This window comes from Proteiniphilum sp. (assembly GCF_034927365.1).
Lineage (GTDB): Bacteria > Bacteroidota > Bacteroidia > Bacteroidales > Dysgonomonadaceae > Proteiniphilum.
Map to the genome: position 1 here is coordinate 44177 of NZ_JAYFQD010000023.1, position 16565 is coordinate 60741.

Here is a 16565-nt window from a genome sequence, read left to right on the forward strand (position 1 = left end):
ATCTCAAATTTAATTTGAAATTTGCATGGTTAGTGTTTTGGTGATTCTTTATTTTCCCTTTCAATTTTTCTCTGATTTCTTTTTGCATTGATAGGTCAGGGTCTACCGTTAGGTTAGACAAAGTTTGTTTTTGTATATTTTAACTATATGCCTATGTAACGTTTTGTTATTTTTTCATCTTTATAAATGAGCGGAATAATTTTTGGATTATTCATCTATAGACCTGCATGTTAAAATTAGAATCGTGGTTATAATGTCAATTTTATAATAAATATTATGAAGAAAGCAATTGGAGCTATAATGCTATTAATGTGTGTTTTAACGGGATGCTCAAAAGGTGATCTGCCTGATCCATTTCTGATCGAAGGTATTACAATGGATAACTATCCGAAGGTGGACTGTTCCACATCTACATCACTTCTTCAAACACTTATTGCTTGCAAGTTATTGGGTGTGAGTTATGATTGGGAGGAAAACCTGATATTTTCAGGATACTACGATTTAATTATTCACTATGAGGACCTGCCCGGCTCCCGTGAGTTTTTGGATAATCTGCGGGTTTCTACCACGCACGGCGCATTCACAAATCTTATCAATGGGGAGGTTGATCTGATCGTTACTTCCCGCAGCATTTCGAGGGATGAAAAAGTTCATGCCGAAGAAAAGGGGGTTACACTCCTCGAAACACCCATTGCCCTCGATGGATTTATCTTTATTACCCACAAGAGCAATCCCGTCAAATCACTCACAAAAGAACAGATACAAGGTATTTACATGGGAGAGATCAACAATTGGAAAGAAGTGGGAGGAGACGACCTTGCCATTACGCCTTATATAAGGGAACCCAATTCTGGCAGTCAGGAAAAAATGGAAACGATCGTCATGAAAGGGTTGGAAATGCCGAAATGGGAATATACCTCATTAATAGGGATGGGAGGGCCGTTCGAAAGGCTGAGAAGCGATGAAAGTGGAATATGTTATTCGCTTTACTACTACAACAGTTTTTTTGTAAAACCTGATCTTGTCAATCAACTGGCGATAGATGGAGTTGCCCCGACGAAAGAAGCCGTCAGAAACCGATCATATCCCTATACGACAGAAGTTTATACTGCGATTCGTTCCGATATCGACAGAAGCTCGAAGGCATACAGGTTATACCAACTCCTCTGCTCTGACAAAGCGAAAAAGATCATAGAGGAGAGTGGTTACGTGGCGAAATAAGCATGTTATCAATCACCGGCTTGTCCTGTAACCGATCACCTTAATAGCTATAAGTGTTGAAAATATTCGGGATTACAACGTCAGCCCGGTTATTACCGACGGGAAGATACCGAGCAGGATATTCAATAGGATGGCGATGGTGGCCACATAACCGATTACCGCGGGATATTCGATTGGCTTGTCGTCTTCCGATGGCTGCATAAACATCATGTTGATCACACGGAAATAGAAGAACACGCTGATGATGGAGTTCAGAACCCCTACGATCACCAGAAGATATTCACCGATGCTCACCATCTGGCTGAAAAGGAACAGCTTTGCCCAGAATCCCGAGAAAATGGGAATGCCTGCCATCGACAACATGGCAAAAGTGAGGACGACCGCCATCAACGGTTTTTTCCTGCCCAATCCTGCGAACATACCGATATCCTGGGCGCCTTTGGCGTGACAGACGGCAATGATGACCGCGAAGGCGGCAACACCTGCCAATGCGTAGGCGGCGGCGTAATACAACAGTATCTGGGGATCTTTATGCAGGTAGAGTAACGACATTAACATGAACCCTGCGTGGGAAATACCCGAAAAGGCGAGTAACCGTTTCATGTTGATCTGCCGCATTGCGGAGAGATTACCTACCGTCATCGTAAGGATGGAGATCACCAGAATAACAATGCGCTGTGATTGTATCAATTCAGGAATCATCGTATCCATCAGCTTGTACAGTGTGGCCATTGCTGTGACCTTTACCAGTGTGCTCATCAGGGTAGTGACTACCGTGGGTGCCCCTTGATATACGTCGGGTGCCCAGAAATGGAACGGTACGGCTGCAACTTTAAACATCATGCCGATCAGGATCATCGTAACGCCTATATTATACCATAGGGGAGCATTACCCGCTTGAAGTACCTCTGCAATTTTATGCATGTCGAACGAGCCGGTGGCGCCATACACCAATGCGATACCAAACAGGATGATGGAAGAGGCGAAAGAACCCATAAGAAAGTATTTTATTCCCGCTTCGTTACTCCACTTGTTTTTTACATTACTGGCACTTAAAAGATAGAGTGAGATGGAGAGTACCTCCAGGCCGATAAAGAACATCGAGAGGTTACTGAACGAAACCATCGCCACAGCGCCGGAAAGCAGGAAAAGGAAGATCGATGAATAGTCGGCCCGCTGTGTCGGCCGCTCTCTGGTACAGAATGGGACCATACTCAGGATAAGTGCCGTAAGCAGCATAAACAGCGCCGCGAAGGCTTTGCCGTACTGGTCGAAAACGAGCATCTCGGGAAGATCCGAAATGTTGAATATTGTATTGTCCGTGTATAGTTCGTAGGAAGTGATACCGAATAAGAGGAGAAGTCCGGCTACCGTGACCGGAACGAACACTTTCCTTAGCTGCAGGACTTCGAGTACCAGGCATAAAAGACCTAACGATACGATTGCTATTAGTAAACCCATTATATTGCGTATATCAAAATGACCTGTTTATACTTAATTAATTAGAGTGGTTACTGCCGGATGTGCATTGACCTGTTGCAGGATCTCCTGTACCGATGGCGAGATAAGATCGAGGATCGGCTGCGGATAGATACCGAAGAACAGCAACAGGAGGATCAGTAGCGCGAAAATAAATCCTTCTCCCGACTTCAGGTCGGCAAAGAATTTGGGGTTTGCCTCTCCTGTCATGGTCTGTTGAAACATCCGCAACATATAGAATGCTCCCAGTATAATCGTTAATCCACCTAACACCGCATACCAGATATTCAACTGGTTCAGGCCATAAAGGATGCTGAACTCACCGATAAAGTTGAAGGTGGTGGGCAATGCAACAGATGCCAAAATCAGCAACATGAAGGCAAGGCTCAGTTTGGGAGCTTGTACCTTGATACCTCCCATTTCACCGATCTTCAATGTTTCATAACGAGCGTAAATGATATCGGCTATATAGAAAAGTCCTACAATGACGAGCCCGTGCGCCAGCATCTGTACGATGGCACCACTTATCCCGTCCGCGGTGAGCGAATAGGCACCGGCAGCGATAAGCCCGACGTGTGCCAGTGAAGAGTAGGCGAGGAACCGTTTTATATTCTTTTGCCTTAACGTGATGATGGAACCGTAGATTACCCCGGCGAGCGACAATCCAATCAGGATGGGCTTGAAGGTTTCGGCAGCGGCTGGCAGCACCGGTAATTGCCAGCGGATGATACTGTATAACCCCATTTTGAGCATGATACCGGCAAGTAGCATCGTTCCGTAAGCCGGCGCCCTGTGGTAGGTGGATGCCTGCCACGAGTGGAACGGGATAAGTGGTATCTTGATGGCATACGCCAGGAAAAATCCGCCGAACACCCAGTATTGTACCTGGGCCGGCAGGTTAAGGTTGTACCATGAGTCTAACGCGAAATTCCCGGATTGGGAATAGAGATAGATAATGGATATCAGCATGAACAGTGAACCGGCGAAAGTGAATATAAAAAAAGTGAAGACCGTTTTTTTCCGTTTGGAAAATTTACTACCTCCCCAGAACAGGATAATGAAATAGATAGGGATAAGCGATAATTCCCAGAAGATGTAATAGAGTAGGCCGTCGCTGCTGGAAAAAGTCCCGAGCATGGCGGTTTCCATGAAAAGGATCAGCGCGAATAATACCCGGGAATCGTGAATATCCCTATTCCATGTTGTCAGGATAATTATCGGTGTCAACACACTTGTCAGCAGGATCATGGCCAGTGCCAGCCCATCGATCTTGAATGCGAAATCGATATCCGGATTTTGGATCCATGGGATGCTCATCCCCATATCGGTGCCGTTCAGATAACCTATCAGCATCCAAATAGTGGATAGCAATGTGGCTATGCTGAAAACCAACGCTATTTGTTTGGCCCGTTGGTCCCCTGATATAAAGGTTATTAATACACCTGCTAATAAAATTGCTAAAACTACTCCTATATTCATTTCCTTAAAATATCTTTCAAATAATTGTTGTGTGCATCCATGGAGTTCGATTTAAAAAAGGTAGAGATAGACGAGTATGATACATACCCCCAAGACAAAAAAGACGAGATATCTTCCGATATTGCCGCTTTGTACCGAACGTACCAGTATGGAGAGCTGTCCGGTGACGCGTCCCGTGCCCGAAAGCAGGGAAGAGAACAGGACTTCAAACACATCGGTCAAAAATGCCGATATCTTGTACATCGGTTTTACTACGATAGTGTCATATATCTCGTCGATGTAAAACTTGTTATATATCATTTTTCCGAATCCGGATTTTACTTCATCACTTCGGGGTACACGGCGGTTGCGGATATATTGCGAATAGGCGATCCCGATGCCGATTAGCGCACCGACGACAGCCAGTCCCATCAGCATATACTCGGTGGCGCCCAGATGATGCGTGTGTCCGGTTGCTTCGGGCAGTACGGGTGCAAGGAAACTGCTTAGCCAGTTGTGTCCAGGAAGGCCGATTATACCGCCGATCACCGAAAGGGTGGCGAGTACGATCAGGGGTACTGTCATTGTCCTCGGAGATTCGTGGATATGATGTTTTTCTTCTGCAGATCCGCGGAACTCACCGAAGAAGGTGAGGTATAAGGCACGGAACATATAAAATGCCGTGAAAATAGAAGCTACTGAGGCGATGGCCCACAATACTTTGTTGTGTTCAAAGGCGGATATCAGGATCTCGTCTTTGGAGAAGAATCCGGCAAATGGCGGTATTCCCGAAATGGCCAACGTGGCGATAAAGAAGGTGGTATAAGTGACGAACATCACCGATTTCACGCCTCCCATCTTGCGCATATCCTGCTGTCCGGACAGGCCGTGGATTACCGAACCGGCTCCGAGGAACAAACAGGCTTTGAAGAACGCATGGGTGACCACATGGAATACGGCTGCCGTATAAGCGCCCACACCCAGTGCAAGGAACATCAGCCCGAGTTGGGATATGGTGGAGTAGGCGAGTACTTTCTTGATGTCGGTCTGCATCAGCCCGATGGTGGCGGCAAACAGTGCCGTGATTGACCCTACGACAGCAACGATCAATTGTACATTGGGTAGTGCCGTATATAAAAATCCCATCCTTGTGACAAGGAAAACACCCCCGGTGACCATCGTCGCCGCATGGATCAGTGCTGAAACGGGAGTGGGACCCGCCATTGCGTCGGGTAACCATGTATAAAGCGGAATTTGGGCGCTTTTTCCGGTCGCACCGAAGAAAAGGCAAATTGCGGAAAGTGTCAGTCCACCGATAATTTCGGGATTGTTGGCCAATACGCCGGCGAAATCCGTTTTCAGTTGGATATAATCGAGCGTACCGAACAGGCGTGCCAGCGTGAATGCACCTATCAGAAATCCGAGATCGCCGATACGGTTCATGATAAACGCTTTCTTCGCCGCATCATTATAACTCTGGTTTTTGTACCAGAACCCGATCAGGAGGTAAGAGCAGAGTCCTACGCCTTCCCAGCCGATAAAGGTGATCAGGAGATTACTTCCCGATACCAATAACTGCATGAAGAAGATGAACAGGTTCATATGGGCGAAGAAGCGGTCTTTATTCTCATCGTCGTGCATGTAACCGATAGAATAGATGTGGATCAATGCCCCGATCCCGGTGACGAACAGTAACCACAATACTGAAAGCTGGTCGAAAAGAAAACCCATGCCGACATTGAATCCCGCCAGTTTTATCCAGTCGAACAACTGTACCGTTATCGCTGTATGGGTTGTCTGTATCTGAATGAAGAAATATACCGAAACGGCAAACGAAACCAGTACGGCAGCCGTAGCCAACCATCCCGATCTCTCCTTGATCCTTTTTCCGAGAAACAGGTTGATCAGGAATCCCGCGAAGGGGCTTAGTAAAAGAAGTAGTGTCAATGATCTTTCCATTCGTTCTTATCCTTTCAGATTTTTAAGCAGGCTTATATCCACAATTCCCGTATTCCTGAAGATGGAAACGATGATTGCCAGTCCCACAGCCACCTCTGCCGCGGCAACAGCCATCGAGAAAAATACGAACACCTGCCCTGATGAATCCTGATGGTATACCGAGAAAATTACCAACAGCAGGTTCACCGCGTTCAGCATAATTTCTATCGACATTAAAAGTACAATCACACTTCTTCTGAACAGCACTCCCAGTATCCCTATCGAGAAAAGCAAAATGACCATACCCATGTATGCTTCGATACCGATTACATTTAAAATATTTTCAGCCATTATTTTGCCAATTTATTTTTTGTCTTTCCTGTGCCGGGAAATGCCCGTCAGGAGTTGAATTTTTTCTTTGATATCATTACTGCGCCGATCATTGCCACCAGCAACATCACCGAGGCAAATTCGAATGGAAGCAGGTATTCAGTGAACAATACGTTCCCGAGCACTTTCACCGACTGGTAGTCGACGCCGGTCGCCTTATAGCTTTCCATTTCAGGGATTGCCTTGATAAGGGCGGCGAACAGCACCAATCCCATCAGGCAGGCGGCCACTACGGCGGTAATGCGGCCGATGGTTATTTTTCTCCTTTCGTGTGTTTCATTTAGGTTCATCAGCATGAGCGTGAAAAGCAGCAGAATCATTACCGATCCGGTGTAGACGATCACGTGTACGATTGCCAGGAATTGTGCATCGAGTAACAGGTAATGGCCCGCGATCGAGAAAAAGCAGATGATCATGTAGATGGCGCTATAAATGGGATTTCTGCTCAGTACCGTCATCAGCGCTGTACCCAATGTCAATGCCGATAAAAAATAAAAAACAATTGCCATAATTTTCTTCCTTACTTATTTAACTACAGCTTCTCCGTATTTCTTTTGCTTGGCGTCCTCTACCGAGATGACCAACCTGTCTTTCCCATAGATAAACGACTCCCGATCCGTCTTCGGATGTACGAATGTGTTGGATTTGGTGAGATAGATCGCCTCTTTCGGGCATGCTTCCTCGCACAGTCCACAGAAGATGCAACGAAGCATGTTGATCTCGTAGGTGCTTGCATATTTCTCTTCACGGTAGAGGTGTTCTTCACCCGGTTTGCGTTCTGCAGCCGTCATGGTGATGGCTTCGGCAGGGCAGGCCAGGGCGCACATGCCGCAGGCAGTACACCGTTCACGCCCTTCCTCGTCGCGCATCAATACGTGGAGTCCCCGGTAAACAGGGCTGAACGGCCTTTTCTGCTCGGGATACTGCACCGTAACCTTGGGGCTGAAAAAGTGCTTGATGGTGATCGAGAGGCCACGGATGATTTCCTTCAGGTAGATGCTTTCCATGAAAGTCATCTTCTTGTTGGACACCTGGGTCTTCCGTCCCGAGAGTGATATATTTTTAATCTTGTCCATTTTGTTATTTTATTACTAAAATCAAAATCCCATTCAATACGATATTGAACAGCGCCAGCGGGAACAACATCTTCCATCCCATACGCATTAGTTGGTCGTAACGGAAACGGGGAATGGTCCACCGGATCCACATGAAAAAGAAGATGAAGAATGATGTTTTAAGCAGGAGTGCCAAAACACCGAGAATATTGGCGATATTGACGCCTGCATGTTCGATCATCCATTCCATGCCGGGGTAGTTATAGCCTCCGAAGAAGAGTACCGACATCAGTACCGACGAGAAGAACATCGCTACATATTCAGCGAACATATAAAATCCTTGTTTCATGGAAGAGTACTCCACATGGTAGCCGTTTACCAATTCCGACTCGCATTCAGCCAGATCGAACGGTGCCCGGTTACATTCCGCAAAAGAACAAACCAGAAAGACGAAAAAGGTGATGGGTTGGTAGAACACGTTCCAGTTCATTCCTGCCTGTTGTGCCGAAATTTCATTTAAACTCAGTGTACCGGTCATCATCACCAGCGAGATGATGGATAATCCCATCGCGATTTCATAGGAAATCATCTGCGCCCCTGCGCGGATACCGCCGAGCAATGCGTATTTGTTGTTGGACGCCCATGCCCCGATCACGATACCGTAGACGCCTGTGGAAAGAACGGCCACAATATACAGAATGGCGATATTGAGGTCGGCTACCTGTGGGATAACGATGCGCTCGCCGATATGGAATTCCTTTGCCCAGGGAATAACGGCTGATCCCAGCAATGCCACGATCATTGAGAGGGCCGGCCCGACAATGAACAACATTTTGTTGGGTGTTTCAGGGATGAAATCTTCTTTGGCGAAGAGTTTTATCCCGTCGAAGATGGGTTGTAGCAATCCGAATTTCCCGGCACGGTTCGGTCCGTAACGGTCCTGCATAAATCCTGCGATCTTGCGTTCCGCAAGTGTTTCATAGAGGGCGAAAAGCATGGTTACCGCGAATACGGTCACAATAATCACCAGTTTTTCTATAAAAAAGTAGATATCCATATCTGTTTCTTCAGTTCTGTTCGTAATTCACGGGCTTGTTATTTCTCACTGTCCTGTTCGTAATTCACCATGCTATCGATCTCCTCGTTTTCGTGAGGAAGCGGCACATGTTTCATACTGATCTTTTTCCGGTCCTTGTCGCGCCCTTCGAGTGTCAGCTTATCGGTATCGATAACCACTTCGGCAGGATTGACGAGCTCGTTCTTATTGATATTCAGTACAGAGTAGTTGCCGAAACGGTGAGGCCCTTCGATGACCCAGTCCTCTTTCCGTTTATGGTCGAAACGACATTCGTTGCAAATGTAATGTTCCACCTCCTTGAACTGGTCTTTGGGTGCCGTTACGCGCTGCACTTCATTGCCGAACATCCAAAGTACCACCTTTCCCGAACAATGGGGGCAATCGCGGTGGGCATCGAACTTTTTAGTGAACCATACACGCGATTGGAAGCGGAAGGTTCGGTCGGTCAATGCGCCTACGGGACATACATCGATCATATTCCCCGAAAACTCGTTGTCGATCGCATTCGTGATATAAGTTGAGATTTCTGCATGATCACCCCTGTAAAGCACACCCTGTACCCGTTCGGGTGTAAGCTGTTCGGCCAGTTTCACGCACCGGTAGCACAGAATACACCGGTTTTTATTGAGCGAAATATAGGGGCCTATATCTTCGTTGGGAAAAGTGACTTTCTGTTCCCTGAAACGCGAAGCGAAGTTATCGTTGGTCATTGCCAGATCCTGCAAGTCACATTCTCCCGCCTGGTCGCATACGGGACAGTCGAGCGGGTGGTTGATCAGCAGGAACTCGGTGACCGCCTTGCGGGCAGCCAATGCCCGAGGTGAGTTGGCGCTCAGTACTTCCATACCGTCCTGTACTGCGGTCACGCAGGATGGTTGCAGTTTAGGCATCGGGCGTGGGTCGCGCTCACTGCCTTTGGTGACTTCCACCAGACAGCAACGGCATTTTCCACCGCAGTCTTCCAGTTTGGAGTAGTAACACATGGTGGGCGGAACACTGGGTCCGCCAATCATCCGGGCCGCCTGTAGTACAGTCGTCCCGGGTTCTACCTCTATGATTTGTTCGTCTATCGTAATCTTCATACTCTAAAATCTTTTTAGCACATCATCACATCATCACATCGACTTTTCGTTTCTGTAAAATTGTTCAATGACTCAAAATAGCATCCCTTTGCAGGAGATGACGGACCTTCTCCATGGGTTCGTCACGGAAATGATGCCTGTTCTTTATTTTTTCCGGGAAACGAATATGATATTCGAACTCTTCCCTGAAATGCCGGATGGCTGCGGCGACCGGCCATGCGGCGGCATCGCCCAGCGGGCAGATAGTATTTCCCTCGATATTGGCCTGTACGTCCCAGAGGGTATCTATATCTTCTTCCACGCCCATACCATGTTCGATGCGGTATAGTATTTTCTCCATCCAGCCTGTTCCTTCGCGGCAGGGTGAGCATTGTCCACAACTTTCGTGATGGTAGAAACGGGCCAGATTCCATGTATTCCTGACAATGCAGGCAGTGTCGTTATAAACGATAAAACCACCCGAACCCAGTGATGAACCGGTCACTGCACCACCATCCGCCCATGATTCATACGTCATCAGACGATCTTTGCCATTGGCTGTCTTGAAAATATATTGGGGCGGCAGTATCTGTACCGATGATCCTCCGGGAATTAAAGCTTTGAGCGGACGGTCGTCCATCATTCCGCCGAGGTATTCGTCGGAGTTGAAGAATTCGTTGACCGTCATTCCCAGTTCGATTTCATATACGCCCGGATTTTTAATATGGCCCGAAGCCGAAATCAGTTTGGTGCCGGTAGAACGTCCTATGCCTATCTTCGCATATTCTTCGCCTCCGTTCAGGGTGATCCACGGGATGGAAGCGATGGACTCTACGTTGTTGACTACCGTCGGTTCGTTCCATAATCCGTTGACGGCAGGGAATGGCGGTTTGATACGCGGATTACCCCGTTTTCCTTCCAGCGACTCGATCTGCGCGGTCTCTTCACCGCAGATGTAAGCACCCGCACCGCAGTGCACATATAAGTCGAGGTTATACCCTGTACCGAGGATATTTTTTCCGAGCCAGCCATGGGCATACGCTTCCTTGATAGCTTTCTCGAGCAGTTTGTAGATATACATGTACTCTCCCCGGATATAGATGTACGACAGTTCGGCTTCCAGCGCATAACTCGAGATGATGGACCCTTCGATCAGCAGGTGAGGGATACGTTCCATCAAATAACGGTCCTTAAAGGTGCCCGGCTCCGACTCATCGGCATTGACCAGCAAATGGCGCGGCTTTCCCGATTTCTTGTCGATAAAACTCCATTTCATCCCCACGGGAAAACCGGCACCGCCACGGCCCCGAAGGCCCGACGTCTTGACGATCTCCACCAACTGGTCGGGAGTAAAATCCTTCAGCGCTTTCTCTACACCGGTATAACCGCCGTTCTCACGGTACACATCGTATTCTCGAATACCGGGAATATCTGTCTTCTCTGTCAGTATCTTTTTTGCCATCGTTTTCCCTTTAAGCGTGAAGTTTAATATTTTGCTGTTTGCAATCTTCTATCAAAACGTCGATCTTTTCGGGAGTCATATGCTCGTGATAGAAATCGCCTAATTGCAGCATCGGTCCGTAACCGCAGGCGCCGAGACATTCCACGCCGACCACACTGAACATACCGTCGGGAGTGATCTCTCCCGGTTTAATGCCCAGTTTGTTGCAGGTATAATCCATCAGGTCTTCACCGCCACGGATGCAGCAGCATGCCGTACGACAAAACTCGAGCATATATTTGGAAACCGGTTTCAGGTTGTACATGGAGTAGAACGTAGCCACTTCATACACTTCGATAGGCGTAATCTGTAAAATTTCTGCCACCTTGTCCATCAAGCCGACGCTCAGCCAATTGTCGTGTGCGTCCTGCACGATATGTAGGACAGGCAGTAAAGCCGATTTTTGCTTTCCTTCCGGATAATGGCTGATAATCTCGTTGATGTGGGACATCAACTCATCCGTAATATTTATTTCCTGTGTATATTCTTTCATTTTTCAATCTCTTGAAACTTACGCATCCAATTCTCCTGCAATGACATTGATACTCGAAAGGGTAGCCACCGCATCCGAGAACATGCTGCCTTTGATCATTTCGGGGAACGCCTGATAATAGATGAAACAAGGGCGACGGAAATGTACGCGGAACGGTGTACGTGAACCGTCGGTGACCATATAGACGCCCAGTTCGCCGTTGGCGGCTTCCACTGCGTGGTATACCTCGGTGACCGGCACCGGATATTCTCCCATCACAATCTTGAAATGGTTGATCAGCGATTCCATTTGGGTATATACTTTCTCCTTCGGCGGAAGGTAATAATCGGGTACTTCGGCATGGAAACTACCTTCGGGCAGGTTTTTGCGTGCCTGTGTCATAATCTTTATGCTTTCGTGCACTTCCTGACAACGGACGCAAAAACGGTCGTATGTATCTCCCGATGTTCCCACGGGAATGATAAAATCAAAATCATCATAAGAACTGTAGGGTTGTGCCACACGGAGGTCGTAATCGACGCCTGTGGCGCGCAGGTTGGGACCGGTAAAGCCATAGTTAATCGCCTTTTCAGCCGATATCTTTCCTACGTTGATGGTCCTGTCCATAAAGATACGGTTACGCAGGTAGGCTTTCTCCAGTTCTGCCCATGCTTTCGGGAACCCTTTGATAAAACGGTCGATCTTCTCCCATGCTACCGGACTGAAATCCCTTTCAAAACCTCCGATACGGCCCATATTGGTAGTCAACCGTGCACCGCTGATCTCTTCAAATATTTCATAAGCCAGCTCGCGGTATTCCATCACATAGATAAACGGGGAATAGGCGCCGAGGTCGACACCGAGGATACCGTTACAGATGGAGTGGTCGATAACACGTGCCATCTCCATGATAATCACCCGCATATATTCTGCACGTTTAGGTACTTTCACTCCCAGTGCTTTTTCGACCGCCATCCACCATGCCATATTGTTAAGCGGTGCCGAACAGTAGTTCAACCGGTCGGTAAGCGGCGTGATCTGGTAAAACGTGCGTTGTTCCGCGATCTTCTCGAAGGCGCGGTGAATATATCCGATGGTGGTATCGGCGTCCAGGATATATTCGCCATCCATCAGCAGGATATTCTGGAAAACACCATGGGTGGAAGGGTGGGTAGGTCCGAAGTTGAGGATGGAAAGTTCTTTTCCTTCTTCAAAACCACGCTCCCGTATATATTTCTCGAACGGATGTTCGGGATCACTGATAAAAACGTCTTTCGATAACATATCTTCGGATAATTCTTCTGTTACTGATTATTCCATGGCCGTCACAAGCTATGGGATGCTATTGGGGTTGACTTCACGACCGAAAAAGCGGTCATCCTTATCGGTTCTGAATTCATCCTCTAGCGGATACTCCTTACGCAAAGGAAATACCTTCATGCCGTCGTGGTTCAATATCCGTTTCAGATTGGGATGCCCCGTGAATTGTATGCCATAAAAATCGTATGTCTCCCGTTCCATCCAGTTTGCCGAAGCAAAGACGGAAGTGACACTGTCGGTTTCCGGATTGTTGCCGGGGAGGAATGTCTTTACCCTTATCCGGATATTATCGACCCAGTTATGCAGCAGATAAACTACGGCAAACTGCTTGTCGGGCATATTATCGGGATAATGTACCCCACAAAGGTCTGTCAGGAAGTTGAAGTTGAGCACTTCGTCAGAATGCAGGAAATCAATCAGCTCTTTACACGTTTGCGACTTGACGGTAAACGTGAAAATATCCTGAATGATCATAAAATCCGACGTTGTGTCGGGAAAGCGTTCCGAGATACGTTGCTGCAGAGTAGGTATTTCCAAAGCCATCTTATTCGAAATTGTACGATTTCAGCAATTCTTCATATTTTTCGCTACCACGGTGGGTAAGTGATTCATTTTCCACGATCTCCTGGAGTTTCATCACCCCTTCCAGAATCTGTTCGGGCCGAGGTGGACATCCCGGGACATATACGTCCACCGGAATGATTTTATCGATACCCTGAAGCACCGAGTAGGTATCGAAAATACCCCCCGACGATGCGCAGGCACCGACGGCGATCACCCATTTGGGTTCGCACATCTGCTCATAGACGTGGCGTAGGATAGGTACCATCTTTTTGGAGATTGTCCCCATCACCAGCAGCATATCTGCCTGGCGGGGAGAAAAACTGTTCCGTTCGGCGCCGAAGCGCCCCATATCATATGTAGCGGCCATGGTGGCCATGAATTCAATTCCGCAGCACGATGTAGCAAATGGCATCGGCCACATCGAATTTGCCCGCGCCAGTCCCACAACGTCTTTCAGCCGGGTGGCAAAAAAACCGTGACCTTGATAGCCTTGGGGGGCGGGAACTATATTGACTTTGCTGTGATCTTTTTCCATTTTTGTCGGTGTATTATTGTTTGACAAATCCTGTAAACCGTTCGTTAATTATCAGAACCAAGAATAAGCTAATGTGCTAATTTACTAATATGCCAATGTGCCAATTTAATTGCTGGCAATTGCATCATTAAATCATTATATTAGTCTTATTGGCACATTATTCACATTGGCACATTAATCTATCTATCCCACTCAAAGGCTTCACGTTTTGAAACGTAGATATAGCCGATAAGGAGTATAAATAAAAATCCGAGCATTTTCAGCAATCCTGTCCATCCCATTTCACTGAATCCGACTGCCCAGGGATACATGAAAATGATCTCTATATCAAACAGTACAAAAAGTATGGCAACCAGAAAATAACGGATGGAAAACGGTGAGCGTGCATCTCCAATTGAGTCGAGGCCACATTCAAAAATATCCGATTTGCGTGCGGACTTATGTTTAGGGCCAAGATACTGCGAGATGAGAATGGTGGCAAAAACAAACAGAGTTGCAAAGACAATCTGCATTGTGATGGGCGTGAAATCAACTAAGCTTGTATTCATTGTTAAATCCTATCAATTAGAGTTCAGCAAAAACTGACTCTGTTTTGTGAAAAACTGTAATCAAACCTAAATACTAACCTACAAATGTAAGCAATATATTTGACTTCACAACACCTTATTGTTAAATATTGTAGAACCCAATTCCAGAGTTGACATCACGCTATTTTTCGTTGATAAAGGAGGAAATCTTTACGGTGTTCAAGTGGTTGATAATTAACAATTTGTTTGATGAGATGAAATGGGTCTCTTAGCCTTATAAATAGTGATTATAGCTGAGAAATAATACCAATATTAATTACGAATGAAGAAATATTTCTTTATTTCTGATTTGCCCACATTGGATTTTGCTTGAGGATCTCTTTGTGTACAGGACAATCTTCGGAGTGTGCGCCACGTAAATAACCAGTGCTCAATAAAAATTCATTGACAATCTCGCCTCCGGTAAAGAGAAATGTTTTTTTGAACAACTTCACCCATTCTTCCTTTGTTTTCAGGTGATAGTGCTCCAACCATTTCTCAAAAGAACCGTATTCCTGTTGCAGTGTAAGAATTGTTTTAGCGTTCTCTATAGCTGCATTTATTTTCAGCTTATTGCGGATAATACCTGCATCTGCCAAAAGTCTTTGCCTGTCTGTTTCAGTATATTCTGCAATTTTTTTAATGTTGAAATTGTCGTATACCTTTCTAAAAGACTGCTCCTTTTTCAGAATTGTTTCCCAGCTCAAACCTGCCTGGTTAATTTCTAAAATCAACCTGCCAAACAATTCGTTGTCGTCGTGAATGGGAAAGCCGTAATATTTATCGTGATAGTTTTTGTTCAACTCTTTCCTATCGCCTACCAATGTTTCTATATAACTGCAATATGACATAAATATTATTTGAATGATTGTTTGCATTTGCCATATCAGTAAGCGAAATATAATCTCGTTCCTCAACTGATATAACCGTTATTTCCGTATCTTTTACATTGATCTTTGCCATAATACAAAGTTGCAAAAAAATATTAGAAAAGCTCAGAATTGAATGATTGTTTTATTGAGTTATATAGTCTAATAGGAAAAGAGAGATTAATAAATTACTACACTGATCATAATTTATAATGAACTAATCAAATAAAACAGTTACAGTACGACTAAAGTGAATTCAATATTTTGAAGAAAGAGGGGCGAATATTGCCTAATATTCCCGGGAAAAGTTATTTTTGTATGATATAAACTCAGGGAATGCTATGGAACAATTGTTTACAATAACTTGGTTTACGGGAGAACAGTCAAAACGTATGTCGGCTTTTACGTTTGAGCCGCATAGCCATGACTTTGAAGAGCTTGTGATCTGTAAGACCGGGATGATAGAACACCTTATCGACTTCGAACGTTCGAGATTGATTGCTCCCCTGGTTTGTTTTGTCAGTAAAGGAAAAGTACATACAGTCGATATGCTTCCTGACGCGCAAAACAGATATCCCGAAGGATGGATATTCCGGTTTAAGAGTAGTCTGATCTCAGAATCGCGTTTCCAACTTTATTCCAACTATCACGATTACGCCAATGTGGAACTGCTGGTAGGGGAGAGTTTTGACCGGATCTGTGTCGTTACGCAAATGATCGAAGATGAATATATAAAAGATGCGGCTGATTTCTCCATAATCAGAAGCCTTTTAAGTACACTTTTCGTGTTAATCGAAGCCGAGCGAAAAAAGAAAGTCCTACCTGTAAATACGGATAATAATCAGAATATTACCTTTAAATCGTTTTTGCGCATTCTGGAAGATAATTTTAAACGGGATGTAAGTGTGGACTTTTACGCGGAGAAACTGAATATGTCCGCGCGTAATCTGAATCTGATCTGTCGCAGTATTTTGCAACGGAGTGTATCTGAAATTATCGAAACCCGTAAACTGACCGAAGCAAAGAATCTGCTTATGCATTCCGACAAGACAATCTCC

16 protein-coding genes and 1 pseudogene are annotated in these 16565 nt (G+C 45.9%); 2 read left to right on the plus strand and 15 right to left on the minus strand.

Annotated elements, in window-relative coordinates; genetic code table 11:
• The first annotated feature begins 276 nt into the window (after positions 1 to 276).
• On the plus strand, positions 277 to 1221 hold the full coding sequence (locus tag VB073_RS14390; protein ID WP_323404890.1) for a PstS family phosphate ABC transporter substrate-binding protein: 945 nt from the start codon (positions 277 to 279) through the stop codon (positions 1219 to 1221).
• Between the two features lie 72 nt (positions 1222 to 1293).
• On the opposite strand, the gene VB073_RS14395 is transcribed toward VB073_RS14390, so the two are convergent.
• The 15 genes from VB073_RS14395 to VB073_RS14465 all read right to left on the minus strand — a co-directional run bounded on the left by VB073_RS14395 (position 1294) and on the right by VB073_RS14465 (position 15489).
• The gene (locus tag VB073_RS14395) at positions 1294 to 2682 is read right to left on the minus strand and encodes an NADH-quinone oxidoreductase subunit N (RefSeq protein ID WP_323404891.1); all 1389 of its coding nucleotides are present in this window, start codon (positions 2680 to 2682) and stop codon (positions 1294 to 1296) included.
• A gap of 33 nt (positions 2683 to 2715) precedes the next feature.
• Positions 2716 to 4179 (minus strand): NADH-quinone oxidoreductase subunit M, encoded by a 1464-nt coding sequence (locus VB073_RS14400; RefSeq protein WP_323404892.1) that lies wholly within the window; start codon positions 4177 to 4179, stop codon positions 2716 to 2718.
• Between the two features lie 51 nt (positions 4180 to 4230).
• Complete coding sequence (gene nuoL / locus VB073_RS14405; RefSeq protein WP_323404893.1) at positions 4231 to 6117, minus strand: NADH-quinone oxidoreductase subunit L; 1887 nt, start codon at positions 6115 to 6117, stop codon at positions 4231 to 4233.
• 6 nt (positions 6118 to 6123) lie between these two features.
• Positions 6124 to 6447 carry an NADH-quinone oxidoreductase subunit NuoK gene (nuoK, locus tag VB073_RS14410; protein WP_323404894.1) on the minus strand — a complete coding sequence of 108 codons (324 nt, stop codon included), beginning with the start codon at positions 6445 to 6447 and terminating at the stop codon, positions 6124 to 6126.
• A gap of 47 nt (positions 6448 to 6494) precedes the next feature.
• Entirely contained in the window at positions 6495 to 6995 is a 501-nt protein-coding gene (locus VB073_RS14415) for an NADH-quinone oxidoreductase subunit J (protein WP_323404895.1), read from the minus strand.
• 15 nt (positions 6996 to 7010) lie between these two features.
• Positions 7011 to 7562: an NADH-quinone oxidoreductase subunit NuoI gene (gene nuoI, locus VB073_RS14420; RefSeq protein WP_323404896.1), complete on the minus strand. Its 552-nt coding sequence runs from the start codon at positions 7560 to 7562 to the stop codon at positions 7011 to 7013.
• A gap of 4 nt (positions 7563 to 7566) precedes the next feature.
• Positions 7567 to 8598, minus strand: coding sequence for an NADH-quinone oxidoreductase subunit NuoH (gene nuoH / locus VB073_RS14425; RefSeq protein ID WP_323404897.1), 1032 nt, complete (start codon positions 8596 to 8598; stop codon positions 7567 to 7569).
• A 38-nt stretch (positions 8599 to 8636) separates the two neighbouring features.
• Entirely contained in the window at positions 8637 to 9701 is a 1065-nt protein-coding gene (locus VB073_RS14430; RefSeq protein WP_323404898.1) for a 2Fe-2S iron-sulfur cluster-binding protein, read from the minus strand.
• A gap of 64 nt (positions 9702 to 9765) precedes the next feature.
• On the minus strand, positions 9766 to 11142 hold the full coding sequence (gene nuoF / locus VB073_RS14435) for an NADH-quinone oxidoreductase subunit NuoF (RefSeq protein WP_323404899.1): 1377 nt from the start codon (positions 11140 to 11142) through the stop codon (positions 9766 to 9768).
• A gap of 10 nt (positions 11143 to 11152) precedes the next feature.
• The gene (locus tag VB073_RS14440) at positions 11153 to 11674 is read right to left on the minus strand and encodes an NAD(P)H-dependent oxidoreductase subunit E (RefSeq protein ID WP_323404900.1); all 522 of its coding nucleotides are present in this window, start codon (positions 11672 to 11674) and stop codon (positions 11153 to 11155) included.
• An 18-nt stretch (positions 11675 to 11692) separates the two neighbouring features.
• The gene (locus VB073_RS14445; RefSeq protein WP_323404901.1) at positions 11693 to 12937 is read right to left on the minus strand and encodes an NADH-quinone oxidoreductase subunit D; all 1245 of its coding nucleotides are present in this window, start codon (positions 12935 to 12937) and stop codon (positions 11693 to 11695) included.
• 48 nt (positions 12938 to 12985) lie between these two features.
• Positions 12986 to 13516 carry an NADH-quinone oxidoreductase subunit C gene (locus tag VB073_RS14450; RefSeq protein ID WP_323404902.1) on the minus strand — a complete coding sequence of 177 codons (531 nt, stop codon included), beginning with the start codon at positions 13514 to 13516 and terminating at the stop codon, positions 12986 to 12988.
• Position 13517: 1 nt separating this feature from the next.
• Complete coding sequence (locus tag VB073_RS14455) at positions 13518 to 14072, minus strand: NADH-quinone oxidoreductase subunit B (RefSeq protein WP_323404903.1); 555 nt, start codon at positions 14070 to 14072, stop codon at positions 13518 to 13520.
• Positions 14073 to 14251: 179 nt separating this feature from the next.
• Complete coding sequence (locus VB073_RS14460; RefSeq protein ID WP_323404904.1) at positions 14252 to 14620, minus strand: NADH-quinone oxidoreductase subunit A; 369 nt, start codon at positions 14618 to 14620, stop codon at positions 14252 to 14254.
• A 317-nt stretch (positions 14621 to 14937) separates the two neighbouring features.
• Complete coding sequence (locus VB073_RS14465; protein WP_323404905.1) at positions 14938 to 15489, minus strand: DNA-3-methyladenine glycosylase I; 552 nt, start codon at positions 15487 to 15489, stop codon at positions 14938 to 14940.
• A 359-nt stretch (positions 15490 to 15848) separates the two neighbouring features.
• On the opposite strand from VB073_RS14465, the pseudogene VB073_RS14470 reads away from it, so the two are divergent.
• A pseudogene (locus VB073_RS14470) lies at positions 15849 to 16565 on the plus strand (hypothetical protein); the annotation flags it as partial.